We start from the raw sequence: 25515 nt of genomic DNA on the forward strand, positions 1-25515 counted from the left end.
AATTTTTAATTATTTAATTTTCCTTGAGACAATATCTCAATTTTTTTTAGTTTTACATCTCGATAGTAATGATTCAATATTTGTACATAAGAGAATCCTAATTTAGCCATTTCAATTGCTCCTGATTGAGATAAACCTACACCATGACCGAAGCCTCCTCCTCTCAAAAGCCATAAATCATCACTTAATTTATTAATAGTAAATAAATTACTAGGTATAAAATTTAATACCCGTCGAATATCATCTTTGACTAGAACAATAGATTTATTGACTTTGTTCGTCTGTATTTCCAATTTTGTCACTCTTCCACTAGAACCACGTTCAATAGATTTTAAATCCAAAACATTTTCATTAATATTGATAAGTTTGTGTTTAATTAACTTTTCTTTAATGTCAGGACTAGAAATTTTCTTATTCCATCGAAAAAGAGAATGATTACTCCCATAAAACTGTTTTTTATCAAAATCTAAAAAATTATTTAAATCAGATTCACTTGTAATTGGAAGTTTAAAAATTTTATTGAATGATTTAGAACGATCTATGATTGAGGTGAAATAAGAATAATCTTGAATTTGCCAAGATTCGCCTGCAGTAGCAGATACGCCACCATTAGAACCATGGTAAAACGCATTTATTGGTTGATTTCTATATGTGAGAATTAAATTTGAAGTTGCTTCTATAGCTTTTTGTACTTTTTTATTTTTAATTTGAGAAGGCTTATACACTTGGCATTGAGTGCTTATACATAAATGGTATTTATCCATATTAAATCTATCAGAATTAAAAATTCCCCAAGTTCTTGCAATAACTGCTTGTGCCTTAAGTGCTTCTAAAGGAGAATTCAGTCCAATTTCGTATGGCAAAACTCCTGCCAAATAATCATCAAACTCAATTTTTTGAACTAATGTCCAAGTTCCATATGAATCTTTTATTAAATAAAAATTTTTGCCAAAATTGACACCATTTATTTTTATTTCCTCTTCGGCATAAATATATATAGGTCCTTCGAGTTTCATAACACTATAATCACTTCTAAGAAAAGGAGTAATTTGAATATTTTTTATTTTTCTAGAAATCTTATTTTGTAATTCAAACTCTGGCAGATCATCTTCAAATGGAATCCATACTTCCCAATTTTCAGGGAAAGCAATAGTCGTCTCAAATCCTTTATCTTTTAAATTATCTGCTTGTTTTTTTGCTGATTCATAGCTAGCAAAAGGACCAAAAACAATTCTTTCAATTGTTTTTGGATTTTTTATGGGTATATCCACCCAGGTAATATTAATCTGTTTTGATTTATGTTTGATCCCATTTGATGAATGCAAGTTTAAAAAGCCTGCATCAGTTATAAAATTTATATTCCTTTTCCTAGAAAAACTATCATTTTCCCCGCCAAGATATTGCTTTAAACCTATTAAAAATTTTCCTTTTTTAATTTCTGTATTGAGATCAACATTTAGCGATTCTTCTGCGACTAGATTAGAAGTAAATTTAGTGTTAATTATTAAAATAGAAATAAATCCTAAAAATAAATTTAAAAAGGTAAATTTAAGTTTCATAAGTAGCAAATTTCCCTATCAATTAAAAACTTTAATTTGCACCAATGCATATAAAGGTTTAGATTATCCTAATTAAACATATTTGACTTAAATGTCTAAACTAAAAACTCGTAAATCAGCTGCCAAAAGATTTAAAGCTACTGCAACGGGTAAATTCATGAGAAGAAGAGCTTACCATAATCATTTACTTGATCATAAAAGCTCAAAGTTAAAAAGACATCTTTCAACAAAAGCCGTAGTTGATGAAAGAGATGCCGATAATGTAAAATTGATGATTCCATACGCATAAATCGTTCACCCATTTTCCTTAGTAATTCATGGCACGTGTAAAAAGAGGCAATATAGCCAGAAAAAGAAGAAACAAAATCTTAAATCTTGCAAAAGGTTTTAGAGGTGGAAACAAAAATCTTTTCAGAACAGCAAATCAAAGAGTAATGAAAGCTCTTTGTAATGCTTACAGAGATAGAAGAAGAAGAAAAAGAGATTTTAGAAGACTGTGGATTTCTAGAATTAATGCTTCAGCCAGAATAAATGGTACGAACTATAGCAAGTTAATAAATGGCATGAAAAATTCTGAAATTATCATTAATAGAAAAATGCTTGCTCAATTAGCCTTAAATGACCCAAAATGTTTTGAAAAAATAGTTTCTTCAGTTAGCAATTAAAAAAAAGAATATAATCTTAAAAAATAATTCTAAATAATGGAAATATCTTCCTTTCAATCCTATATAATAATTCTTTTTGTAGTACTAATAATAATTTCTATTTTTGTTTTAAGACAATTTTTAAGAACAAGAAGTGAAGAATTGAATTTAGTAAAATTTGAACAAAAAGGTTTAGATTCCATAACTCAAGCCACAGAATTATATGAATTTGGCTCTATTCAGATAAAAAAAAGATTATATTCTGAAGCAACTAAGACTTTTTTAAAAGCTATTGATAATTATGAAAATGAACCTGATGAGGCCAAAGCCATTATAAATAATGCTTTAGGATTTTCTTATGCTGCCCAAAATGAGTTTAAAAAAGCAATTAAACACTATAACTCAGCAATAAAATCACTCCCCGAATATCCAATAGCCTTAAATAATCTTGCATCAGCACAACAGCGTTTATTGGAATATGACTTGGCATATGCCACTTATCAGAAGGTTTTAGTTATAGATCCAAAAAACAAAACCGCAATTAAAAAAAGTAAGGAATTAGAAAAAAGAAATAACTACAAACCTTATCAAGGGATAAAAGATAAAGGATTTTAAATATGGACAATTATTCATCTTTACGAATTGGAGGAAAACAATTTTCCAGTAGATTAATGGTAGGTACTGGCAAATACAAATCTACACAAGATATGGTAGAAAGTTTGTCAAATTCAGACACAGAAATTATAACTGTCGCTGTTAGAAGAATTAAAAATGATCAGACCGGAGACAATTTACTCGAAAAGATTAACTGGAAAAAATACTGGATGCTTCCTAATACAGCTGGTTGTGTGAATGCCGATGAAGCCGTCAGAATAGCAATGTTGGGAAGAGAGCTTGCAAAATTATCTGGTCAAGAAGAAAATAATTTTGTCAAGTTGGAAGTGATTCCTGACAAAAAATATTTGTTGCCAGACCCAATAGAAACGGTAAAGGCAGCTGAAGTTTTAATAAAAAAAGGTTTTGCTGTACTTCCCTATATAAATGCAGATCCTATTCTTGCAAAAAGACTAGAAGAATTAGGTTGTTCAACTGTAATGCCATTAGGCTCGCCTATTGGCTCCGGACAAGGTTTATTAAATTTATCAAACATAGCGATAATTATTGAGAATGCCAAAGTACCTGTGATAATTGACGCAGGGATTGGAGTGCCAAGTGAAGCATCTCAAGCTATGGAACTTGGAGCCGATGGTGTTTTAATCAATAGTGCAATAGCACAAGCTAAAAATCCCCCTCTAATGGCTCAAGCAATCAATTATGGCGTAAAAGCAGGCAGGCAAGCTTTTCTTGCAGGAAGAATTAAAAAACAAGACTTTGCAATAGCAAGTTCACCAGAGAAAAACATATCTATCTAATTTTCTAAATTTAAACAAAGTTTACACGAGACTAAAAATTTATTTTTTGATTCTATTTTCCTAATTAAGAAAGAAGATTTGAAACTTTTTACAATGTTTTTTCGCAAATGGGAAGCACACTGTAGTAATTTAATAAATATATTATGAATCTATTAATTCTGGAGTTCTGAGTGAAAGTTATTGTTCTTGGTGGAGATGGTTTTTGCGGTTGGCCTTGTGCGGTGAATTTAGCAGAGCAAAATCATGATGTAATAATTGTCGACAATTTAAGTCGTAGAAAAATAGATATTGATCTAGAAGTAGAATCTTTAACTCCGATCTCTTCGATAACAGAAAGACTTTCTGCATGGGAAGAGATTGGTGGTAAACCTATGAGATTTCTTAATATGGATATCTCTAAACAATATCAAAAATTACTGAATTTGCTTATTGAAGAGAAACCAGATTCAGTTATCCATTTCGCAGAACAAAGAGCAGCGCCTTACTCGATGAAATCGAGTTTTACGAAAAGATATACAGTTGATAATAATGTTAATGGCACGCACAACCTTCTAGCTGCAATCGTAGAATCTAATTTAGATATTCATGTTGTTCATTTAGGAACAATGGGAGTCTACGGATATGGATCCCATAGAGGTGCAACAATTCCAGAAGGTTATTTAAAGGTTGAAGTTCCACAACCAGATGGAAGCCGCTTTGAAGAAGAAATATTACACCCTGCAAGTCCAGGTAGTGTTTACCATATGACAAAAACTTTAGATCAATTATTATTTCTTTACTACAACAAAAATGATCTTGTAAGAATAACTGATCTGCATCAAGGTATTGTTTGGGGAACAAATACAGAAGCAACTTTGAAAGATCCTAGATTGACAAACAGATTTGATTATGACGGAGATTATGGAACTGTTCTAAACAGATTTCTCATGCAAGCTGCTATTGGATATCCTTTAAGTGTTCATGGAACAGGAGGGCAAACAAGAGCATTTATACATATAAAAGATTCGGTAAAATGTGTGCAACTTGCTCTTGAGAATCCTCCAAAATCTGGAGAGAGAGTCAAAATCTTTAATCAAATGACTGAAAGTCATCAAGTTGGGGAGCTAGCTAAAAAAATTGCATCTCTCACAGGGGCTGATATCAATTATTTACCAAATCCAAGGAACGAAGCCGTTGAAAATGATTTGATTGTTGATAATAAATGCTTTATAGAATTAGGTTTAAATCCAACCACTCTTGATAATGGCTTATTAGAAGAAGTTGTTGAAGTTGCTAAAAAATACTCCAAGAGATGTGATTTAAAACGCATACCTTGTGTTTCATCCTGGACTAAAAAACAAGCTGAGGCTATAAAGACTAATTAAAATTCCTGAAATAATTACCCGAAGAAAGTGAAAATTGCACTGTTTACTGAAACTTTTTTACCTAAAGTTGACGGCATAGTCACAAGACTGACTAAAACGATTGAATTTTTAATAAAAAATGGTGATGAAGTTATTATTTTTTGTCCAGAGGGGTGTCCAGAATCATATATGGGAGCAACTGTAGTTGGAGTTGCTGCAATGCCCTTACCACTATACCCAGAGTTGAAGCTTGGTTTACCAGGTCCTGCAGTTTCAGATAAGTTAGAAAAATTCAACCCAGATTTGATTCATGTTGTTAATCCAGCTGTACTTGGCTTAGGTGGCATATGGTTGGCGAAAACTAATAATATTCCTTTAATTGCTAGCTATCATACTCATCTTCCAAAATATCTGGAATATTACGGTATGGGTATGTTAGAGCCACTTTTGTGGGAATTACTTAAAGCAGCTCATAATCAAGCCTTATTAAATTTATGTACTTCCACCGCTATGGTCAATGAGTTAAAAGATAAAGGTATTCAAAGGACTGCTCTATGGCAAAGAGGAGTAGATACTTACAGTTTCCGACCAGATTTGAGAAGTGAGGCAATGAGAGGAAAATTATTTGGGAAATATCAAGATGCTAATTTCCTATTGATTTATGTAGGAAGATTATCCGCAGAAAAACAAATTGAGAGAATAAAACCAGTCTTAGAAAGTATTCCTAATGCATGCCTAGCACTTGTAGGTGACGGACCATATAGAAACCAGCTTGAAAAAATATTCGAGAATACCAAGACTAATTTCATAGGATATTTATCTGGAGATGAACTTGCTAGCGCCTATGCCTCTGGTGATATATTTTTATTTCCCTCTAGTACAGAAACACTTGGATTGGTTTTACTAGAAGCAATGGCAGCAGGATGTCCAGTTATAGGAGCAAATAAAGGAGGAATTCCAGACATAATTAGCGATGGTATTAATGGTTGTTTATATGATCCTGATGAAAAAGACAATGGTGAACAAAGTTTAATTGAAGCAACAAAAAAAATTCTAGAGAATGAAGATAAAAGAGAAGTTATGAGGAAAGAGGCACGAAACGAAGCAGAAAAATGGGATTGGAATCAAGCAACGTTACAACTGCAAAATTATTATTCAGATACTCTCAAAGAAATAGATTAAACATTATTTAAATTATGCTACGTGTGGAGGCGTAGGATTACTATACGAACTTAAAGGAAGTATTAGGGTAGCTATATTTTGATTCTTTTCAGGCCTTTTTTTCTTTGAGAATTTTTTACCAAAAGGTACTCTTATAACATTAGTTCCTTCAATGGAACAAATATTTGAGTTATCCCCTGAAAAATTATTAACAAAATTTGGCAAGTTTATACCTTTTATTGGCAAGTGTTTAACATTACCAGATTTAAAATCTTTAGTCATAGCTTCAAATACCCCAAAAAATTTGATGCTCGGTTATTTTAATCAAAAAATCTAAAAAAATTCTATAAGAAAATATTAAATTTTTATTCATATTGATAATAACTAAGTAAATACAAGGACGCTAGTCCTTTAAGCACATTTTTTTTCGTCTAAAGTCTCTTCTTGATTGACATTGCAAGAACAAATTAAATTGCGATCACCATATGCATTATTAATCCTAGAAACTGCAGACCAAAACTTGATAGCTGTTTGAGTGCCATAAGGAAAAGAAGCTTTTTCCTTCGAATAAGGATAATTCCAAGTATCAGCAATCAACTCTTTAAGAGTATGAGGAGCATTACTTATTACATTATTATTATTTAATTCAATATTATTTTCTATTTCACTGATTTCTTCCCCGATCAATAGCATAGCCTCACAAAATCTATCCAATTCTGCCAAACTCTCACTTTCAGTAGGCTCTATCATTATGGTCTCTGGAACAGGCCAACTAATTGTTGGGGCATGAAAACTATAATCTATTAATCGTTTAGCTAAATCATTTACACTCAAACCAGTTTTTGATTTTAAATCTCTAAAATCTAAAATACATTCATGTGCTACAAAATTATTTTTTCCTTTATAGAGAATCTTGAATTTATGCTTTAAAGTATGCGCAATATAATTAGCCGATAAAATTGCATGCGAAGTTGCTTTCCTTAAACCACAAAGACCAGCCATTTTTATGTACATCCAACTGATTGGAAGAATACTTGCACTCCCGTGCTTGGCAGAAGATACGTAATTTGAACTGTTGGATAAATTATTATCCTTTAAAGAATGAGTAGGAAGAAATGGGCTTAAAGTTTCTGATGCAGCAACTGGACCCACTCCTGGACCTCCTCCTCCATGTGGAATACAGAATGTCTTATGTAAATTCAAATGACAAATGTCAACTCCATAGTTCCCCGGTTTGCATAATCCAACCTGAGCATTAAGATTTGCTCCATCTAAATAAACAAATCCCCCAATAGAGTGAATTAAGTCACAAATCTTTCTGATTTGTAATTCAAAAACTCCATGAGTAGAAGGGTAAGTCAACATCAGAGCGCCAATTTGAGTATCAAATTTCGTCACCTTAATCGACAAATCTTGAAAATCAATATTTCCTTCTTCATCACATTCAACAGTTAAAACATCAAAACCTGCCATAACTGCACTAGCAGGATTTGTTCCATGAGCACTTTTAGGAATTAAACATTTTTTTCTTGAAAGTTCCCCTTTTGATACAAAATAAGAATTTATTGCCAATAAGCCTGCAAACTCTCCTTGAGAGCCTGCATTTGGTTGAAAAGAAACTGATTTTAAACCAACAATATCACTTATCCATTTTTCAAGGTCAGATATTATTTTTGAATAGCCCTTAGTTTGGTTTGGTGGAGAAAAAGGATGAATTGAAGATAAATTAGCCCAAGAGACTGGATTTAACTCCGCTGCAGAATTTAACTTCATGGTACAGCTTCCTAATGGCATCATTCCATCAACTAAAGAAAAATCTTTTTCAGCAAGACGGAATATATATCTCATTAATTCAGTTTCACTTTGGTAAGTTGTGAATATATCTTGCTGCATCCATTCAGTAGACCTCAAAGCTAGACTTTCAAGCTGAAATCCCTGATCAAATTTTATATTGTCTAAATCTTCTTTTTTTTCTATAACATTTGCTATGAAAGTTAAAATATCTTCGATTTCTTTTTCATTACTCATCTCATCTAAAGAGATCCCAAAGCCAGTTGAGTTTTCAATAGTTGATCCCAAAGGCAAAATTCTTAGGTTGTAACCATTGTTTAAAGCTTCATTATGAATTTTTTGGGAATGCTCAGAATAAACATCAACACTATCAAATCTAATCCCATCGGGAATATCAAAACCCAAATCAGCCAAACATGATTCTAAATTTATTCTCAACTGCACTAATCTCTTAGCAATTTGCGTTAAACCGGTAGGTCCATGATAAATAGCATAAAAAGAAGAAATTATGGCTAACAAAGATTGAGCAGTACAAATATTACTAGTAGCCTTCTCCCTTCTAATATGTTGCTCTCTTGTTTGTAATGCAAGTCTTAAAGATTTTTCTCCATTTTTAGAGAGAGTTTGACCAACAATTCTTCCAGGGATAAGCCTTTTATATTTTTCGCTACACGCAAAAAATGCAGCGTGGGGTCCACCAAAACCCAATGGAACTCCAAATCTTTGCATACTGCCCACTGCAACATCCACACCAAATTCAGAGATTGGTTTAATTAAAACTTGTGCCAGTGGATCAATACATCCCGTCACAATAATTTCTGATCTATGTGCTTGGGATATTAAAAATGTGGGATCAAATAATTCCCCATTTTTACCGGGTAATTGCAACAAAATTCCAAAAACATCATCATGATTAGGAAGATTGCTTTGATTAAAGCGTTTTAAGGATATTCCCAAAGGTTTTGCTCTGGTTTGTAGAACATTGAAAGTATGGTCAAAAACATTTGATTCCACCAAATAAAGTTTTGAAGATTTATTTTTTCTTGCCGCAAAACTCATGGCCATAGCTTCAGCAGCAGCAGTGCCCTCATCTAACAAAGATGCATTGGCGATAGGGAATCCTGTCAGTTCACAAACAATAGTCTGAAAATTAAAAAGAGCTTCTAATCTTCCTTGTGCAATTTCTGCTTGGTATGGAGTATAAGACGTGTACCACCTAGGATTTTCAAGCACATGCTTTTGAATTACTTTAGGCATGTGATTGTCATAATAACCAAGCCCTATTAAGGATCTCATTTTGGTGTTTTTATTCGCAATCTCTTCTAATTCATTTAAAGCCTCAATTTCTGAGCAACCTTGGGGCAATATTTCTGAAGATTTATCGTTAAGCTGAATATCTTCAGGAATAACTTGATTTATAAATTGATCAATATTATTAAAACCAATCTTAGAGAGCATTTTCTGCTCATCAACATCACTCAAACCAAGGTGTCTATTAATAAATAAATCTGAATTAACGGTGGATTTCATATCCAATTTTTCTATAACTTAGCCTATTAATAAAGATTTTGCTTTAATTTGGCATAACCTTTGATTTATATTCCTCAGAAGTCATCAAATCAGCAATTGATACTTTTGATTCTGGTTTCAAAATGACTAACCAACCTTCTCCAATCGGATCATTCTGTAAAAGCTCAGGGTTATCAATAACACTTTCATTTACAGATACTATTTCCCCTGAAAAAGGCAGATAGACTTCCTCAACGGCCTTAACAGATTCTATTGTTCCAAAAGTCTCACCTTTCTCTAAAGTAGCCCCTTGATCAGCTAACTCAACAAAAACAATATCTCCTAATTGATCTATAGCAAATTCACTAACTCCAATTTTTAACAATCCTTCTTCTTCTAAGACATATTCATGGGTATCAGCATAGTTGAGGTTGTCTGGAAACTGGTAAGACATGATTAAGTTGATAAAGAAAGTAGAGAATCCTTTGAAATTAATTTTTCCTCTAATAATTCAGATAATAATTGAATTAATGCAATTTTGATATGAGCTATGTGAGAACCACCTTGAACAAAAATATTGTAAGGATCTCTTAGAGGAGCATCAGCGGAAAATTCACTTGTACTACCTTCAATAAATGTACCTCCTGCCATTAATAATTTTGAATCATATCCTTCCATTGGTGATGGAACAACATTTAAAAAAGAATCTACTGGTGAAGAATTTTGAAAAGATTGACAAACTTTTTGTACCAAATCAGGATTATTCAATCTCACTGCTTGAATAAGATCAGATCTATAATTTGCTGGCTCTGGCAAAACCTTAAATCCCAAATTTTTAAAAACTGAGGCAACCATATCAGCACCTTTTAGTGATTCATGAACAATTTGTGGTGCTAAAAACAAACCCTGCAAAATTAATCTTCCTAGGCCAAAATTTATTCCTGCTGATGAACCAATACCTGGTGAAGTCAACCTAGAACAGGCCATCTCAACCAACTCTGCATCTCCTGCAATGTACCCACCAGTAGGAACGATTGTCCCTCCCAAATTTTTAATCAATGATCCAGCAATGATATTTGCCCCTTTAGAAATAGGTTCACTATCTTCAACAAGCTCTCCATAACAGTTATCAACAAAACATATGCAGTTAGGATCAAGAGAATGAATCAGACTACAAATTTTCTCTATCTGATGATTAGTAAGAGATTTTCTCCAACTATATCCACAACTTTTTTGTATGAATACTAATTTGCATGAATTTTCTTTAAAAGAATGAACAATTTTTTCTTCAAAAGAATCAAAATTCTCGCAGATATTTATTTGCTTATATTCAATCTCAAAATCTTTAAGTGAGCCTTTACCTCCTCCCCTTATTCCTATCACTTCTTCTAATGTGTCATACGGTTGTCCTGTAAGAGATAACATCACATCTCCAGGTCTAAGAATTCCAAATAAGACGGAACTTATTGCATGCGTTCCACTTACAAATTGCATTCTCACAGCTGCCTTTTCAGCAAGAAAAAATCTTGCAAAAACCGCATCAATTTTTTCTCTAGATATATCATCATGACCACTACCAGAGGATTGATTGAAATGACTAGTAGAAACTTTTTCTTCCTTAAAAATTGTCAAAATATTATCTAATTTCTGGAAAACCTGATTGGATCTTTCTTGAAAAACTTTACTTAAACCCTCTTCTACAGAAAGAACAGCATTTTCAGCCAATTTTAAGTTATTGTTTAGTGTCATTAATTATGAAAACTCATGTGATTTTTCAGAAGCTAAATTTCTTAATTCTGCGAGGAAAGCATTAGGTCCTCTGCCCTGAAAATAGGAGAGTTTTTTTGAAGCCTCATATAAATCAAGTAGTTCTCCATCTAATTCTTCAGCCGTATAGTCTCTAATTCCTGCTATTACCTCGGCAAAACGTTCTCTACGGTTAGATTTATTTACAGCATAAGCTTCCATTACCTTAATTTTACATGATCTCCAAGCCTTATCCTGACAAAAATGCACTGAAAGGGCATCACTTAAAGCAGAGGCTTCTTCATCTTCTATATACCAGTCAAAAGATGAAGGGAGAGATTTTAATCCTGAAAATATCTCAAATAATTCCCCGGCCGACAATGGATTACCAGAATCATTTTTTAAGGGTAATGCAGACTCTTGCAAAGATTTCCATAAATCTGGGTAATCACTTTGTAAACGATCCCTGATTTTTTCTATACCTTGATCAAGAATCGTATTAACTTGAGCTAAAGCAAGAAAAACCTCAGGTCCTGGCGAAGATAACTTTCCATTCCTAAGATTAGAAATTTGCGAATTATGAACTTTACCTAAATCAAGAATTTCAGAAAGTAATGGCAAAACCCTATGTGACCAACCATTCCTCTCATGCCAGAGGTGTATCAAATGAGCCATAGCCCTTCGACCTCTAGATAATTTATCGCGATATCCGAGACTCACAGATAATTAAACTTATCAATAGTATAGTATGATAATATTACATATCGGTAATTTTGAAAATAGTATTTCAATATCATGAATTCAGTAATTTTCCAAGAAACAGCAAAATTAAAAAAACCTGTTCCAGCTGAAAAAGTTATAGAACTCTCAGAAAAATTAGTAGAACCTTCCCGCCATTCAAAAAAATATCCTCCAAGACTTCATAAAACTTGGGGAACAATAGTTTTCATGGTTGCAATTCATATTCTTTCCCTTATAGCTTTACAACCAAAGTTTTGGAGTCTACCTGCAGTCACATCATTATTATTTTTTTACTGGGTAACTGCTTGTTTAGGAGTCACTCTTGGATATCACAGATTGTTATCACACAGATCGTTCATTGTTCCAAGATGGTTAGAAAGATTTTTTGCTACCTGCGGAGCTATAAGTTGCCAGCATGGACCTATTGATTGGGTGGGTTTACATAGGCATCACCACTCCTTTTCAGATACAGAAGTAGATCATCACAATAGTAAAAAAGGTTTTTGGTGGAGTCATATGGGTTGGATGTTTAAAGACGTTGAAGCACTGAAAGCTGTACCAAAACTAAGTGCAGATTTAATTAAAGATCCATACTATAGATTCCTAAATAAATATTTTTTATTTTTGCAAATTCCTATTGGACTTTCTTTGTTCGCAATAGGTCAAAAATTAGGAGTTGGTGGTTGGGCTTTGGTGCTATGGGGAATTCCATTGAGACTTGTAGTCGTTTATCACATAACCTGGCTAGTAAATTCAGCCACTCATTGTTGGGGTAAGGCACCATTTGAAAGTGGTGACTCATCCAAAAATAATGCGTGGGTTGCTGCATTAACATTTGGAGAAGGTTGGCATAATAATCATCATGCATTCCCCAATTCTGCAAAACAAGGATTATTTAGAGGTCAAATCGATATAACTTGGGAACATATTAAGATTCTTGCGAAATTTGGTCTTGCAAAAAAAGTAAAGTTACCCTCTAGGTCTTATTATTAACTATATTGTTCAATATTTTCATGGCTAAAAGAGTAAAAGTCGCATTAACTGAATCAATCGCATCACTGGGTAAAGAAGGAGATCTAGTTGAAGTAGCACCTGGATATGCAAGAAATTTTCTATTACCTTATGGCAAGGCAATGAATGTAACACCAGCAGTCCTTAAACAAATTGAAAGGAAAAAAGAAAAAGAAAAAATTGCTGCTGATAAATTAAAGCAAGAAGCTTTAGATTTCCAAACTGCATTATCTACAATAGGTAGGTTCACTATCAAAAAACAGGTTGGAGAAGATGGTGTCCTTTTTGGAACGGTTACTAATGGGGATGTTGCCGAAGCAATAGAAGCAGCAACTAAAAAAGAAATTGATAGAAGAAACATCACAGTTCCTGATATTCATAATTTAGGTTCCTTTACTGCAAAAATAAAATTACATCCAGATGTAAATGCAGAAGTAAATATTGAAGTAACAAGTTAATCAATTTGTTGCATTATTTTGAAAAGTAGTCAGAGTATATATCTAAGCAATTAAAGATATGGTTTCCGTACCTTTTCCAAATAATGGGCAAAATAAAAATTTTAAAAAGGATTTTAATAGTGAAAATTCTGGATTAGTGCCTCCTCAAAACGTTCAAGCAGAGGAAGCTGTTCTTGGTGGCATACTTCTTGATCCAGACGCGATCGGAAGAATTGCAGACTTAATTAAACCTGAAGCTTTTTATATAAATGCCCATCAAGAGATTTATAGAACAGCATTAATGCTGCATAGCCAGGGTAAACCAACTGATTTAACATCAATGAGTGCTTGGTTAGCAGATAATGGATCACTAGAAAAAATTGGAGGGAACAGCAAACTGGTAGAACTAGTTGAAAATGTTTCATCTACAGCTTCCATAGAACAAGTTGCTAATTTAATTAACGACAAATTCATGAGAAGGCAGCTTATCAGATCTGGAAATGAGGTGGTTCAACTAGGTTTTGATCAGACTCAAGATACTAATGAAGTTTTAGATAAAGCGGAGCAAAAAATATTTGAAATCAGTCAAGAAAAACCTTCAAAAGGTCTTACTCAAGCAGCTGAAATCCTCACAAGCACTTTCAATGAAATAGAGTCGAGATCATTAGGTACTTCAGTAGCTGGAATTCCTGTAAATTTTTACGACCTTGATGCGATGACTCAAGGTTTTCAAAGAAGTGATTTGATAATTGTTGCTGGCAGACCTTCAATGGGAAAAACTTCAATAGTTCTTAATCTGGCTAAAAATGTTGCACAATCTCAAGATTTACCTGTTTGCGTATTTAGCCTTGAAATGAGTAAAGAACAATTGACATATAGACTACTCTCTATGGAAGTTGGAATCGAGAGTGGCAGGCTAAGAACAGGAAGATTACAGCAAGATGAATGGCCTTTACTTGGAGAGGGTATCAATTCATTAGGTCAATTACCAATATTTATAGATGACAAACCTAACTTAAGTGTTTTAGAGATGAGATCTCTATGCAGACGATTAATAGCTGAACAAAAAAAAGAATTAGGATTAATTGTGATTGATTACCTCCAGTTGATGGAAGGATCAACCCCTGATAATAGAGTGCAGGAACTTTCACGAATCACAAGAGGTCTTAAAAGCATGGCCAGAGAATTAAAAGTGCCAGTAGTAGCTTTATCTCAGCTAAGTAGAGGAGTAGAGTCTAGAACAAATAAAAGACCAATGTTAAGCGATCTAAGAGAATCAGGATCTATTGAACAAGATGCAGATTTAGTATTAATGATTTATAGAGATGAATACTATAATCCAGATACTGAAGATAGAGGAATTACAGAGATCATTGTCACTAAACATAGAAATGGACCCGTAGGAACTGTTAAATTATTATTTGAACCTCAATTTACGAGATTTAGAAATTTAGCTAATTAAATCGATCCGAATAATGCAAGATCATCACTCAACAAATGAATCTTTTGACATTGTCGTCATTGGAGGAGGACATGCGGGATGTGAAGCAGCTATAACATCAGCAAAATTAGGATTTTCTACAGCCTTATTCACAATCAATTTAGATAGGATTGCCTGGCAACCTTGTAACCCTGCAGTTGGCGGGCCAGCAAAAAGTCAGTTAGTGCATGAAGTTGATGCATTAGGAGGAATCATTGGAAAATTAGCTGATAAAACAGCTATACAAAAAAGAATATTAAATGCAAGTAAAGGACCAGCTGTATGGGCATTAAGAGCTCAAACAGATAAAAGAGAATACTCAAAAAAGATGATCGAAATCCTTCAAAATACAGATAATTTATCTTTAAAAGAAGCAATGATTACTGAACTGGATATTGCAAAGACTGAAGAAATTGGATTGAACTCAAAAAAAATCGTAAAAAAAAGAATAAAGGGTGTCAGGACTTTCTTTGGTAGTTATTATTCAGCAAGATCAGTTATCATCACAGCTGGTACGTTCTTAGAAGGAAGAATATGGATAGGAAATAAATCAATGTCAGCTGGTAGATCGGGCGAACAAGCAGCAAAAGGTCTTACTAAAAATTTGCACGAAATTGGTATCAAAACAGAACGTTTAAAAACAGGAACTCCAGCAAGAGTTGATAAAAGAAGTATAATTTTTGATGAATTAGATGCTCAACCAAGTACTGCAGCAGATAAATATTTTTCGTTTGACCCAAATATAAAAAATAATATGCCCCAAGTTAGTTGTCACATAACAAGAACAACTACCAAAACACATCAACTAATTCGAGACAATTTACATTTAACTCCCATTTACGGCGGTTTTATTGATAGTAAGGGGCCAAGATATTGTCCATCAATTGAAGATAAAATCGTTAAATTTGCTGATAAAGAATCACATCAAATTTTCTTAGAACCAGAAGGAATTAATACCCCTGAAATATATGTACAAGGATTTTCTACAGGTTTACCCGAAAATATTCAATTAGAACTTTTAAGAACCTTACCTGGATTAAGTGAATGTAAAATGTTGCGACCAGCATATGCTGTCGAGTACGACTATATACCTGCAACACAGCTCCAAACATCACTAGAAACGAAAGAAATTGAATATTTATTTAGCGCTGGACAAATTAATGGAACTACTGGTTATGAAGAAGCAGCAGCACAAGGATTAGTTGCAGGAGTCAATGCGACAAGAAAACTAAACGAAAAAGACCCAATAATCTTCACTAGAGAAAGCAGTTATATAGGAACAATGATCAATGATTTAATTACCAAAGATCTCAAAGAACCATACAGAGTTCTCACTAGTAGGAGTGAATATAGGTTAACTCTTAGAGGAGATAATGCAGATAGAAGATTAACCCCATTAGGTTATCAAATAGGGCTAATTGATGAGAAAAGATGGTGGGCCTATCAAGAAAAAATGAACCTCCTCGAGGAAGAAAAATTAAGATTAAATAACACCCGTTTAAAAAATACCGATGAAATATCAAAAAACATAGAATTAGACACGGGATCAAAGATCAAAGGCTCAACAACTTTGAAAGAACTCTTAAAAAGACCAAACTTTCATTATTCAGATCTAATTAAATATAATTTGACTGAAAAAAATCTAGGTTCTTCAATACAGGAAGGTGTTGAAATAGATATTAAATACGAGGGTTACCTTAAAAGACAAAAAAACAACATTGAACAAATAAATCGTCAAAGCTGTAAATCTCTACCTCAAGAAATAAATTATGAAAAGATAGATACATTATCTTTAGAAGCTAGAGAAAATTTGAATAAGATAAAACCAAAAAATTTTGGTGATGCTTCAAAAATTCCTGGAGTAAGCAAAGCTGATTTAACTGCATTACTTGTTTGGCTAAAAATAAGAGAAATAAAGAAAGAAAAGGCAAATATTTTTGTCAAAAAAAGTTATCATCTTAAAAGTAATCCGTCAGAGCACTGAATAATAAACTTTTTAACTCACCAAAAATTTTATGGGAAGAAAAAGCCTCTACTTTTTTAGTGAAAAATTCATTACCAAAAATATCAGGTCCATGGAAATTAATGCTGCTTGGAGATGGAAGTCCGACTAGACATCTACAACTTTTAACTAATCAAGAGACGAAAATTAAATTAATTTCAATGCAACTAGATCCTCTATTCATTGAAGAAGGTCCTAAAGAATTAAATCAGTTAAATGGCCCTTTAATTAGAAGACAAGTATGGATTAAAAACAATAATAAAAACCTAGCATGGGCAGAAAGTTGGTGGAATACAGAACAAGTGAATGAAAATTTAAAAGCCAAAGAAGAACCAATTTGGAAGAATTTAACACAAGACAGATCAGAATTGTTTAGAGAAGTTGATCGAATTTCACTTGTTAATTCAAATTGGTTAGAAGATGAATTTTGTTTTAAAGGCCCATTCTGGTCAAGGAATTATAGATTTTTTCGAGATAAAAAGCCCCTAACAATTATTAGAGAAGTGTTCAATCCACATTTAGAAAGTTTATTAGGTTATTCAGGAATTAAAGAATTTACGCAACTATACTCTTCTTCTTCTTGATCTGGGAAGATTTCTTGATTTTAATTGACCTTTTTGGTTTGATTCATCTCTTGATTTGGTATTCTCTTTTTCTGAAGCTCTTTGCCATCTTTCAACTTTGAAATCCATTTCATCTGGCCAATCTTCATCTTTACTCTCTTTCACATAAGGTAATTTTTTTTGCTCAGTTGTCTGTAAGTTTTTTGGTTGCCTTAAAGATATTGCTTCTAAAGGTCTTTTTGAGTACGGTTTAGCAGATTCATAAGAATTTGATTCTCTAGTAAATGTCTTAATATCGCTGTTATCATCGTAAAAATTATCATCATACCAATCATCATTATCTTCATCAAAAAATAAATCTACTTTTTCAGATACCCATCTTCCTACTTTTTTAACACTCTTACTTGTTATTCCTTGAAAATCTGAGTTCCTTCTTTTACCTGGCCTAGCACCAGATACTCCATCGACAAATTGTCTTCCAGTTTCAAAAATTTTATCAACTTGTTTATCAACAATATTTCTATCAAAACTATTTCTAAGATTTCTAATTCTCCTTGAATCCATAAATTATTATGCTTTTTAAAATATAAATTACATTAAAAAAATAAATAATTCCAAATATAGAAACAAAAACACATCTTATATTTTTAATCAAACAAAATTAAACAGTTTTTATTCCATGATCCATTAAAGAAATTTAAACAACATTTTTTACAGGCAATATTCTTTATTCTTTTCCTATAGAAAAATTTCTCACCACAATTTTGACAAGTTCCTATATATTTTAATTCTCTCCTTTCAATAGGAAATGAGTGTCTTACAGAAATTTGAAAATTCTTCTCTTTCTCATTAATCTCATTCATCTTTGCTAAGAAATTTGGGCCATGTATCTCATTTTTTTTTAATATCCTATCTACCCATGCATGAATCATTTCATGACATAAAGTACTGTTTATTTCACTAGTCGACAATTTACTCAAAATAGGTTTCGATAAGATAATTTCAGAATCTACAACACCATTCATTCGTTTTCTTTTATAAAAACCAGCAGTAGTTTTTAATCTATTGTCACTCCATCTAACTTTTACTAAAGGTTGATTATTAACCGCTAAAGAATTTTCAAAATATTGGCTATTAAATCTATGAAATAAAGGTAAAAGAGGAATTACAGGCATTATGGATTAAAATTAATATTATTTTGACAAAAAAAGCCATCAAAAACGATTTCTTTTCTTAAAGTAATAAAAAACTCAAATCAACATGGATGCAACACTAGTAAAAGATATCGGAATTAAAGCTTTATTAGTTGGCGGAGCAGTACTAGTTTCTTTTTGGACTTTTAATGCAGTCAAATTAGTTATAAGCGCCAGGGGAATTAATCCATTAGTAAGAAAGTTTTTTGATCAAATAGCTGCTGGCAGAATTGATGCAGCTTATGGTTTAACTACAAAAACCTATAAAACCCATGTTAAGCGCCAAGACTTTCTTAAATTTTTAGCTAGTTTAAACCTCAATAAATACAGAAATTTAAAATCAGGAAGACCTAGAGTTCAAGAAGATCAAATCATAATAACTTTGAATTTAAAATCAGAAGACAAACAAGATGAGCTCCCATTAGATTTTACTTTCGCAAAAACTAACAATGATTGGAAAATAGACAGAATAGCTAAAGTGAATTAATAATTTCCTGTGAGGCAAAAAGAATTGTTTAAAGAAGAAATAATACATCAATTAGAATTACACCCAAGTAGATTAGATAAAGAAAAAATCATCTCAGAAGCAATGGAAAATGGTCTAGATGATTTTTTTGAAGGCATTCGTATGGCACTTGATCCATTGGTAACTTTTGGTGTAAAAATTGTTCCTGAGAAAGAGAATGAAAAAAGTCAAAGTTTTTTATGGAAAGATTTTAGAAAATTAGCAAATAAGCTTATTCAAAGAGAACTTACTGGTCACGCTGCGCGCGATGCAATTCTTGCGGCCATGGAATCTGCAACAAAAGAAGAGTGGAATGGATTTTATAGACGAGTTTTAATTAAAGATCTTAGATGTGGCGTATCTGAAAAAACAATCAACAAGATAGCAAAGAAATTTCCCGAATATTCTATTCCTATTTTTTCTTGTCCTTTAGCTCATGACAGTGCAAATCATGAAAAAAAAATGATAGGGAAAAAGCAAATTGAAATCAAATTAGATGGTGTGCGCGTCTTAACTATTATTAGACAAAATAAAGTAGAGATGTTTTCTCGTAATGGGAAACAATTCCATAATTTTGGTCATATTATCTCAGAAATAGAAAACGTCTTAAAAGAAGACCCAGCACCTTATGACTTAGTGCTAGATGGTGAAGTAATGAGCGCTAACTTTCAGGATTTAATGAAACAGGTACATAGAAAAGATGGCAAACAATCCAAAGACGCAGTTCTCCACCTATTTGACTTATGTCCCCTTGAAAACTTCCAAAAAGGAAGATGGAACACTAATCAAACAACAAGAAGTTTATTAGTAAAAGAATGGGTAGCAAAACATTCTATGCTTCTAAAACATATACAAACACTTGAATGGGAAAATGTAGATCTCGATACCATTGAGGGACAGAAAAGATTTGTAGAGCTTAATAAATCTGCAGTGGAAGGAGGATATGAAGGAGTAATGATTAAAGATCCTGATGCTATGTATGAATGTAAAAGAACACACAGTTGGTTAAAAGCAAAACCTTTCATTGAAGTCACTTTAAAAATTGTATCGGTTGAGGAAGGCACAGGTCGAAATAAAGGTCGACTCGGAGCAGTCCTCGTAGAAGGGGAAGATGATGGTTATGAATACAGTCTTAGTTGCGGCAGCGGATTTAGTGATATCCAACGTAAAGAATATTGGTCAAAACGTCATCAACTCATTGGTCAACTTGTAGAAATCAGAGCTGATGCTAAAACTAAATCCAAGGATGCGGTGGCTTTTAGTCTTAGGTTTCCTAGATTCAAGTGCTTTAGAGGATTTAAAGCTGGAGAAAAAGTTTAAATTTTAAAAAATAATATTCCACAAACTAGTCAATTAAAAATGTAGTTTTTAAGTCAAAAAACTTGAAATCTTAACTATAAAATATAAGAATAACTATCAGGACTTTTTGCGAGACTTATGACAAAGAAAACAGTTTTCAACTACATAAAAACACCTTGTGGACAGGCAAAGTATATCGAATTAGAAGCCAACAAAACTTTACTAGGTAAATTTAGACTTTTATGGTTTATCTTAATTGCATCTATTAGAGATTGGAATATTAAAGATTAAATTCTTAGGAGTTTTCAAAATATTCTCTGGAGTATTTAGCTAAGAAATATACAACTAAAAAAGTTGAAATAATTCCAATGATAGTCATATATAAATTATTTGGTGATTGCACATTTTTTAAATCCTGGAGACTTTTTGCCAAACCACCTATTGAGCAATAAAAAAAAGTTCCTGGAATTATTCCAAGAAGACCAAGAGCGAAATCTCTAAATTTAACATTATTCAAACCATAAAAATAATTAAGAATACTGAATGGAAATATTGGCGATAATCTCGCTAAAAAAATTAATTTAAGTCCACCTTTTTCTACTAGTTTTTCAATAATACTTAATTTTGGATAACGGCTAAAAAGGTTTTTTAGCTTTTTGGCAAAAAAACTTTTTGATACAAAAAATGAAACTGATGCTCCTATAGAAGCGGAAATGAAAACGATAAGTGATCCTAAATATGAGCCATATAAAAAACCGGATAATAAAGATAACCAAGAAGCTGGAAGTATTAATAAAACAATTAAAATATAAATGCAAACAAATGAAAAGACGCCAATTCCAGTATTAAAAAAATAAGACAAGTTGTAAATATTTTCTAGGAAGATATTCATTCTCAATTCAAAAGTTCGAGTTTTTTAGTAATTCTCTCCATTTGTACCGAACCCTCATTTAATTTAAATCTGCATTCATCAACAATATCTTTTGGAGCCTTATCAACGAAATTTTTATTAGATAATCTCTTATTTAAATTTTCCAATTCAATAGTCACCTTTTTTAAATCCTTGGTTAACCTTTCCTTTAATGCATCTATATTTACAAAATCCTGAAAAGGTAAGTAAACCTCTAAATCACTAATTATCCCAGAAAAAGATTTAGCAAACTCTTTTTTATCAACAGCATTAGTTTTAAAAATAAATACTTCAGAAGATTTAGTTAAGGTTTGAATATCATCAACTAGAATTTTCAAAAAATCAATCAATTCATCATTATCTGAAATTAAGTAAACAGGAACTTTTTCTGATGGCTTTAGGCCTAATTCAGCTCTCAAATTTCTAATTAATCTAATAATTTCAAAAAGTTGCTGAAAGGAATTATCAAGCTTATTATCAACAAATTTATTTTCTTGCGTTGGCCATCTTTGAAGAGATAATAATGATTGATCTGGTTTTAGTTGGAGTGCGTGCCAGAGTTCTTCAGTAATGTGCGGCATAAAAGGATGAATCATCACCAAAATATCATTGAGCACTTTTATTAAAACTTTTTCAGATAATTGTCTATTTTTAATCTCTTTATTATTAAACCTTTGCTTAGCAAATTCTACATACCAGTCACAAAAATCATTCCATGTAAATTCATATAATAGTTTCGCAGATTCTCCCAATTTATACTCTTTCAACAAAGCAGCAACCTTTATATTTACCTGATTCAATTTCGATAAAATCCACTTATCACATAACTCTAAAGAATCTTCATCACTCTCATTAAGCGAATAATTATTGTTGGAAGTTTTATTAATTAATACAAATTTAGTTGCATTCCATAATTTATTCGCAAAATTTCTTGAAGCTTCAACAGTTGAAGATGTATCTTTTTTCCTATCAAAATCAAGCCGGATATCTTGTCCAGCGCCTGCAACTTCACGAATTAAAGCAAATCGCAAAGCATCAGAACCATATTTCTCAATTAAAAGTATTGGGTCAATACCATTACCTGAACTTTTACTCATTTTTTTATTATTTTCATCTCGGACTAGACCATGAATATACACATCCCTAAAAGGAATATTATTCGTGAAAGTATTCCCCATCATTGTCATTCTCGCAACCCAGAAGAAAATAATATCGAAACCAGTAACAAGAACACTATTTGGATACCATTTTTTAAAATCCGGATCATTTGTATTTGGCCAACCAAGGGTTGAGAAAGGCCATAAACCACTTGAAAACCAAGTATCCAAAACATCTTTATCACGAACCAATTTAATATTTAATCCAAATTTTTTATTAGCTTTGATTAAGGCATCCTCCTCATTGCTTGCAACGACATATGGAGTATTTTGTTCTATTGAGTCTTGAGATTCATCTAAAACGTACCATACTGGTATTTGATGCCCCCACCATAATTGCCTACTGATACACCAATCATTAATATTCTCTAACCAATCCTTATAAACTTTCTCCCAGCGTGGAGGAATAAACGATGGTTTTTTAGAATCAATTTCATTAAGACATCCTTGTGATATTTCATCCATTTTCAAAAACCATTGTGTTGACAATAAAGGTTCGATTGGCACCTTACCTCTATCAGAAAAAGGAACAGTATGTTTATAATCCTCTATCTTTGTCAAAAGGCCTAAGTTATCCAATTCTTTGATAATTTTCTTTCTAGCCTCATATCTATCTAAATGTTCAAATTTACCTGCATTACTATTTAAAGTTCCATCTTTATTCATTACATTAATCTGTTTTAAATTATGCCTTTTTCCTATGGCAAAATCATTGGGATCGTGGGCTGGAGTCACCTTGACACATCCTGTACCAAAATCTTTATCAACATGTGAATCAGCAATAATAGGTATTGCTCTATCAACGAAAGGGACTTTTACTTTGACACCAATAAATTCTTTATATCTATCATCATCAGGATTAACTGCCAAAGCAGTATCACCTAAAAGAGTTTCTGGTCTTGTTGTTGCTACCTCTAAGTACTTATCTAACTGTTCACCACTTTCAGAAATTAAAGGGTATTTAAAATGCCATAAATGACCCTTTACTTCTTGCATTTCAACTTCAAGATCACTTACGGCAGATTGAGATTCAGGACACCAATTAACTAAATATTCACCACTATAAATCAAATTCTTTTTGTAAAGAATATTAAAAGCCTCAACAACTGCCTCATTTAATTTTTGATCCAGAGTAAATCTTTCTCTAGTCCAGTCAACTGAATATCCTATCCTTTTTAATTGAGAAACTATTCTGCCACCACTTTGTTCTTTCCAGTTCCATGCTCTTTTAAGAAATTCATCTCTTCCAATATCATCGCTTGTTTTGCCTTCACTTTTTAATTGTTTTTCAAGAATAGTTTGAACAGCTATTGAAGCATGATCAGTTCCTGGTAAACACAAAACATTCTTCCCTAAAAGTCTTTGAAAACGCACTACAACATCTATCAAAGCTGTATTGAATGCATGTCCCATATGCAAAGATCCAGTTACATTTGGTGGCGGAATAACAATACAAAAAGGCTCACCATCATCCTCCGGGTTAGGACTAAACGCCTTTAAACTTTCCCATTTTTCTTGCCACTTTTTCTCTACTTCAAAAGGTGAATAATTCTCTAAAGATAATTGATCATTCATCTCTGTCATATGCAAATTTTATTTCAAGAACTTTTTTTTTATTTTATCTTGGTAGAAGCCAATTAATGAAAATAATATTAGTTTGCAAAAAAAGACACATTCATTCTACAAAAGTTTGAAGCCAGAACCGCAGGAACAACGTTTTGCATTTTTTGGTGTTGAAATAAGAAATCCACCACCGCTTAAATCACCGTAATAATCTAATTTTAAATCTTTCAGTAAATTACACTTTTTTACATCTGCATATAAAGTTACTCCTTCTGTTCTTGAGATAGGAGATCCATTACATGTACCTGGCCTTAATTTAATATGCATCCATCCTTCAGAACAATTTTTATCCTCAACCAAATCAATTGACATTTCTCCAGGAGAACCTCCAAAAGAAGATTGCCTAGATAGTTCTGAAGCAGCGCTTTGACTGATTGAAAGATTGACGATCTCAGTCATTAGAAAATTAATAAATGGGCGATCCAGGGTTCGAACCAGGGACATCCTGCTTGTAAGGCAGGCGCTCTACCGCTGAGCTAATCGCCCTCATAATAAACTATTCTAATGGATGAAGTTGAAATATTTATACTAAGTATTTAAATATTTCATGATTGAGGCAAAATTAACTTAATAAAATATATACTATGTGCTCAAACGATAGATATAACTTGAAAAAAAATTCCAATTTAGAGACTATAGAGAGCTTTAAAATTTTAATATCTAATATCAAATCTTTAAAAGATAAAGCTTGGGGATGCCCATGGCAGAAAATACAGTCTCATAAATCGTTAATCCCATTTTTACATGAGGAAAGTAGTGAATTTATAGATGCAATATATGAAAAAAAGGCAGATAAAATTTGTGAAGAGTTAGGAGATCTTTTATTACAAGTAATGCTGCATGCTGAAATCGGCTACGAAAACAAAGAATTTGAACTAAATGATGTTATAAAAAATTTAAACAAGAAAATTATTAATAGACATCCATATATTTTCAACAAAAAAGAAAAAGTATCTTTAGAAAAATCGCAACAGATTTGGGAAAATATTAAAAATTCAGAAAAAGAAGCACCTCATATTGAATCATCAATTAGTAAAAATTTGAAAGTCAAAAATTTACCTCCAACGGTTGGAACAGACAAAATCACAAATTATGTTAAAGAATATGGTTTTAAATGGGAGAGTACCGATCAAATTTTTGAAAAGTTAGAAGAAGAGATTAATGAATTAAAGGAAGCAATTAATAGTAAAAATGATTCAGAAATAAAAAATGAATTTGGGGATATTTACTTTACTCTTCTAAATCTCTCAAACTTTTTAAAAATAAATCCTGAATCAGCTCTTCAAAAAACTAATAAAAAATTTTTAGAAAGATTTTCAATCATTGAACATCATGCAGGAGATAATATTAAGAAACAAACTCCTAAAGATTTTCAACGGCTTTGGCAAATAGCCAAGCAAAAACTTAAAAGAAAGAATTCTTAAAAAGC

At 32.2% G+C, this 25515-nt stretch carries 26 protein-coding genes and 1 tRNA gene; 15 read left to right on the forward strand and 12 right to left on the reverse strand.

What is annotated here, in order from left to right:
• Positions 1 to 5: 5 nt before the first annotated feature.
• The gene (locus tag PMT9312_RS09035; protein ID WP_011377294.1) at positions 6 to 1559 is read right to left on the reverse strand and encodes a SpoIID/LytB domain-containing protein; all 1554 of its coding nucleotides are present in this window, start codon (positions 1557 to 1559) and stop codon (positions 6 to 8) included.
• Positions 1560 to 1650: 91 nt separating this feature from the next.
• Here PMT9312_RS09035 and rpmI point away from each other — a divergent pair, with 91 nt between their 5' ends.
• From rpmI to PMT9312_RS09065, 6 genes are all read left to right on the forward strand, one after another.
• Entirely contained in the window at positions 1651 to 1848 is a 198-nt protein-coding gene (rpmI, locus tag PMT9312_RS09040; protein ID WP_011377295.1) for a 50S ribosomal protein L35, read from the forward strand.
• 28 nt (positions 1849 to 1876) lie between these two features.
• Positions 1877 to 2224, forward strand: a complete 348-nt coding sequence (rplT, locus tag PMT9312_RS09045) for a 50S ribosomal protein L20 (protein WP_011377296.1) — start codon at positions 1877 to 1879, stop codon at positions 2222 to 2224.
• Positions 2225 to 2260: 36 nt separating this feature from the next.
• Positions 2261 to 2818 (forward strand): tetratricopeptide repeat protein, encoded by a 558-nt coding sequence (locus tag PMT9312_RS09050; protein ID WP_011377297.1) that lies wholly within the window; start codon positions 2261 to 2263, stop codon positions 2816 to 2818.
• A gap of 2 nt (positions 2819 to 2820) precedes the next feature.
• Complete coding sequence (locus PMT9312_RS09055; protein WP_011377298.1) at positions 2821 to 3615, forward strand: thiazole synthase; 795 nt, start codon at positions 2821 to 2823, stop codon at positions 3613 to 3615.
• 170 nt (positions 3616 to 3785) lie between these two features.
• The gene (locus PMT9312_RS09060) at positions 3786 to 4979 is read left to right on the forward strand and encodes an NAD-dependent epimerase/dehydratase family protein (RefSeq protein WP_011377299.1); all 1194 of its coding nucleotides are present in this window, start codon (positions 3786 to 3788) and stop codon (positions 4977 to 4979) included.
• A gap of 27 nt (positions 4980 to 5006) precedes the next feature.
• On the forward strand, positions 5007 to 6140 hold the full coding sequence (locus PMT9312_RS09065) for a glycosyltransferase family 4 protein (protein WP_011377300.1): 1134 nt from the start codon (positions 5007 to 5009) through the stop codon (positions 6138 to 6140).
• 12 nt (positions 6141 to 6152) lie between these two features.
• On the opposite strand, the gene PMT9312_RS09070 is transcribed toward PMT9312_RS09065, so the two are convergent.
• The 5 genes from PMT9312_RS09070 to PMT9312_RS09090 form a co-directional block, all read right to left on the reverse strand.
• Positions 6153 to 6401 (reverse strand): hypothetical protein, encoded by a 249-nt coding sequence (locus PMT9312_RS09070; RefSeq protein WP_011377301.1) that lies wholly within the window; start codon positions 6399 to 6401, stop codon positions 6153 to 6155.
• Positions 6402 to 6530: 129 nt separating this feature from the next.
• Positions 6531 to 9440 (reverse strand): aminomethyl-transferring glycine dehydrogenase, encoded by a 2910-nt coding sequence (gene gcvP / locus PMT9312_RS09075; RefSeq protein ID WP_011377302.1) that lies wholly within the window; start codon positions 9438 to 9440, stop codon positions 6531 to 6533.
• Between the two features lie 43 nt (positions 9441 to 9483).
• On the reverse strand, positions 9484 to 9873 hold the full coding sequence (gene gcvH, locus PMT9312_RS09080; protein WP_011377303.1) for a glycine cleavage system protein GcvH: 390 nt from the start codon (positions 9871 to 9873) through the stop codon (positions 9484 to 9486).
• A gap of 2 nt (positions 9874 to 9875) precedes the next feature.
• On the reverse strand, positions 9876 to 11168 hold the full coding sequence (locus PMT9312_RS09085; RefSeq protein WP_011377304.1) for an aminotransferase class I/II-fold pyridoxal phosphate-dependent enzyme: 1293 nt from the start codon (positions 11166 to 11168) through the stop codon (positions 9876 to 9878).
• Positions 11169 to 11171: 3 nt separating this feature from the next.
• The gene (locus PMT9312_RS09090) at positions 11172 to 11885 is read right to left on the reverse strand and encodes a hypothetical protein (protein ID WP_011377305.1); all 714 of its coding nucleotides are present in this window, start codon (positions 11883 to 11885) and stop codon (positions 11172 to 11174) included.
• Positions 11886 to 11960: 75 nt separating this feature from the next.
• On the opposite strand from PMT9312_RS09090, the gene PMT9312_RS09095 reads away from it, so the two are divergent.
• From PMT9312_RS09095 to PMT9312_RS09115, 5 genes are read left to right on the forward strand one after another with little or no spacing between them, the layout of a single operon-like run.
• A complete protein-coding gene (locus PMT9312_RS09095) occupies positions 11961 to 12899 on the forward strand; it encodes an acyl-CoA desaturase (protein ID WP_011377306.1) in 939 nt (312 codons plus the stop codon).
• A 20-nt stretch (positions 12900 to 12919) separates the two neighbouring features.
• Positions 12920 to 13375 (forward strand): 50S ribosomal protein L9, encoded by a 456-nt coding sequence (gene rplI / locus PMT9312_RS09100; RefSeq protein ID WP_011377307.1) that lies wholly within the window; start codon positions 12920 to 12922, stop codon positions 13373 to 13375.
• A gap of 58 nt (positions 13376 to 13433) precedes the next feature.
• Positions 13434 to 14816, forward strand: a complete 1383-nt coding sequence (dnaB, locus tag PMT9312_RS09105) for a replicative DNA helicase (RefSeq protein ID WP_011377308.1) — start codon at positions 13434 to 13436, stop codon at positions 14814 to 14816.
• Between the two features lie 13 nt (positions 14817 to 14829).
• Complete coding sequence (gene mnmG, locus PMT9312_RS09110) at positions 14830 to 16818, forward strand: tRNA uridine-5-carboxymethylaminomethyl(34) synthesis enzyme MnmG (protein ID WP_011377309.1); 1989 nt, start codon at positions 14830 to 14832, stop codon at positions 16816 to 16818.
• A 26-nt stretch (positions 16819 to 16844) separates the two neighbouring features.
• The gene (locus tag PMT9312_RS09115) at positions 16845 to 17420 is read left to right on the forward strand and encodes a chorismate lyase (RefSeq protein ID WP_193741840.1); all 576 of its coding nucleotides are present in this window, start codon (positions 16845 to 16847) and stop codon (positions 17418 to 17420) included.
• On the opposite strand, the gene PMT9312_RS09120 is transcribed toward PMT9312_RS09115, so the two are convergent.
• Both PMT9312_RS09120 and PMT9312_RS09125 read right to left on the reverse strand, forming a co-directional pair.
• A complete protein-coding gene (locus PMT9312_RS09120) occupies positions 17400 to 17963 on the reverse strand; it encodes a hypothetical protein (protein ID WP_011377311.1) in 564 nt (187 codons plus the stop codon). The genes PMT9312_RS09115 and PMT9312_RS09120 overlap by 21 nt on opposite strands.
• A gap of 83 nt (positions 17964 to 18046) precedes the next feature.
• On the reverse strand, positions 18047 to 18574 hold the full coding sequence (locus PMT9312_RS09125; RefSeq protein ID WP_011377312.1) for a SprT family zinc-dependent metalloprotease: 528 nt from the start codon (positions 18572 to 18574) through the stop codon (positions 18047 to 18049).
• Positions 18575 to 18659: 85 nt separating this feature from the next.
• On the opposite strand from PMT9312_RS09125, the gene PMT9312_RS09130 reads away from it, so the two are divergent.
• The 3 genes from PMT9312_RS09130 (at position 18660) to PMT9312_RS09950 (ending at position 20687) form a co-directional block, all read left to right on the forward strand.
• On the forward strand, positions 18660 to 19079 hold the full coding sequence (locus PMT9312_RS09130; protein WP_011377313.1) for a hypothetical protein: 420 nt from the start codon (positions 18660 to 18662) through the stop codon (positions 19077 to 19079).
• Positions 19080 to 19103: 24 nt separating this feature from the next.
• Positions 19104 to 20417, forward strand: coding sequence for an RNA ligase family protein (locus PMT9312_RS09135; protein ID WP_011377314.1), 1314 nt, complete (start codon positions 19104 to 19106; stop codon positions 20415 to 20417).
• 117 nt (positions 20418 to 20534) lie between these two features.
• Positions 20535 to 20687 (forward strand): hypothetical protein, encoded by a 153-nt coding sequence (locus tag PMT9312_RS09950; RefSeq protein WP_011377315.1) that lies wholly within the window; start codon positions 20535 to 20537, stop codon positions 20685 to 20687.
• Between the two features lie 4 nt (positions 20688 to 20691).
• Here the strand turns inward: PMT9312_RS09950 and PMT9312_RS09140 are convergent, their stop codons facing one another.
• The 4 genes from PMT9312_RS09140 to PMT9312_RS09155 all read right to left on the reverse strand — a co-directional run bounded on the left by PMT9312_RS09140 (position 20692) and on the right by PMT9312_RS09155 (position 24572).
• Entirely contained in the window at positions 20692 to 21288 is a 597-nt protein-coding gene (locus tag PMT9312_RS09140; RefSeq protein ID WP_011377316.1) for a TVP38/TMEM64 family protein, read from the reverse strand.
• A 2-nt stretch (positions 21289 to 21290) separates the two neighbouring features.
• Entirely contained in the window at positions 21291 to 24047 is a 2757-nt protein-coding gene (locus PMT9312_RS09145) for a valine--tRNA ligase (RefSeq protein ID WP_011377317.1), read from the reverse strand.
• A gap of 96 nt (positions 24048 to 24143) precedes the next feature.
• The gene (locus PMT9312_RS09535; RefSeq protein WP_011377318.1) at positions 24144 to 24530 is read right to left on the reverse strand and encodes an AIR synthase; all 387 of its coding nucleotides are present in this window, start codon (positions 24528 to 24530) and stop codon (positions 24144 to 24146) included.
• Positions 24501 to 24572: transfer RNA gene (locus tag PMT9312_RS09155), tRNA-Val, on the reverse strand. Before PMT9312_RS09155 ends, PMT9312_RS09535 begins: the two co-directional genes overlap by 30 nt.
• Positions 24573 to 24670: 98 nt before the next feature.
• Here PMT9312_RS09155 and mazG point away from each other — a divergent pair.
• Complete coding sequence (mazG, locus tag PMT9312_RS09160) at positions 24671 to 25510, forward strand: nucleoside triphosphate pyrophosphohydrolase (protein WP_011377319.1); 840 nt, start codon at positions 24671 to 24673, stop codon at positions 25508 to 25510.
• Positions 25511 to 25515: the final 5 nt, after the last annotated feature.

The sequence above is a fragment of the Prochlorococcus marinus str. MIT 9312 genome (assembly GCF_000012645.1).
In the GTDB taxonomy this organism is placed as follows: Bacteria; Cyanobacteriota; Cyanobacteriia; order PCC-6307; family Cyanobiaceae; genus Prochlorococcus_A; species Prochlorococcus_A marinus_L.

Bases quoted from the DNA above. Each gene is read 5' to 3' on its own strand.
- PMT9312_RS09035 (WP_011377294.1), bottom strand. From the start codon at position 1,559: ATGAAACTTAAATTTACCTTTTTAAATTTATTTTTAGGATTTATTTCT.
- rpmI (WP_011377295.1), top strand. From the start codon at position 1,651: ATGTCTAAACTAAAAACTCGTAAATCAGCTGCCAAAAGATTTAAAGCT.
- rplT (WP_011377296.1), top strand. From the start codon at position 1,877: ATGGCACGTGTAAAAAGAGGCAATATAGCCAGAAAAAGAAGAAACAAA.
- PMT9312_RS09050 (WP_011377297.1), top strand. From the start codon at position 2,261: ATGGAAATATCTTCCTTTCAATCCTATATAATAATTCTTTTTGTAGTA.
- PMT9312_RS09055 (WP_011377298.1), top strand. From the start codon at position 2,821: ATGGACAATTATTCATCTTTACGAATTGGAGGAAAACAATTTTCCAGT.
- PMT9312_RS09070 (WP_011377301.1), bottom strand. From the start codon at position 6,401: ATGACTAAAGATTTTAAATCTGGTAATGTTAAACACTTGCCAATAAAA.
- gcvP (WP_011377302.1), bottom strand. From the start codon at position 9,440: ATGAAATCCACCGTTAATTCAGATTTATTTATTAATAGACACCTTGGT.
- gcvH (WP_011377303.1), bottom strand. From the start codon at position 9,873: ATGTCTTACCAGTTTCCAGACAACCTCAACTATGCTGATACCCATGAA.
- PMT9312_RS09085 (WP_011377304.1), bottom strand. From the start codon at position 11,168: ATGACACTAAACAATAACTTAAAATTGGCTGAAAATGCTGTTCTTTCT.
- PMT9312_RS09095 (WP_011377306.1), top strand. From the start codon at position 11,961: ATGAATTCAGTAATTTTCCAAGAAACAGCAAAATTAAAAAAACCTGTT.
- rplI (WP_011377307.1), top strand. From the start codon at position 12,920: ATGGCTAAAAGAGTAAAAGTCGCATTAACTGAATCAATCGCATCACTG.
- dnaB (WP_011377308.1), top strand. From the start codon at position 13,434: ATGGTTTCCGTACCTTTTCCAAATAATGGGCAAAATAAAAATTTTAAA.
- mnmG (WP_011377309.1), top strand. From the start codon at position 14,830: ATGCAAGATCATCACTCAACAAATGAATCTTTTGACATTGTCGTCATT.
- PMT9312_RS09120 (WP_011377311.1), bottom strand. From the start codon at position 17,963: ATGGATTCAAGGAGAATTAGAAATCTTAGAAATAGTTTTGATAGAAAT.
- PMT9312_RS09125 (WP_011377312.1), bottom strand. From the start codon at position 18,574: ATGCCTGTAATTCCTCTTTTACCTTTATTTCATAGATTTAATAGCCAA.
- PMT9312_RS09130 (WP_011377313.1), top strand. From the start codon at position 18,660: ATGGATGCAACACTAGTAAAAGATATCGGAATTAAAGCTTTATTAGTT.
- PMT9312_RS09950 (WP_011377315.1), top strand. From the start codon at position 20,535: ATGACAAAGAAAACAGTTTTCAACTACATAAAAACACCTTGTGGACAG.
- PMT9312_RS09140 (WP_011377316.1), bottom strand. From the start codon at position 21,288: ATGAATATCTTCCTAGAAAATATTTACAACTTGTCTTATTTTTTTAAT.
- PMT9312_RS09145 (WP_011377317.1), bottom strand. From the start codon at position 24,047: ATGACAGAGATGAATGATCAATTATCTTTAGAGAATTATTCACCTTTT.
- PMT9312_RS09535 (WP_011377318.1), bottom strand. From the start codon at position 24,530: ATGTCCCTGGTTCGAACCCTGGATCGCCCATTTATTAATTTTCTAATG.
- mazG (WP_011377319.1), top strand. From the start codon at position 24,671: ATGTGCTCAAACGATAGATATAACTTGAAAAAAAATTCCAATTTAGAG.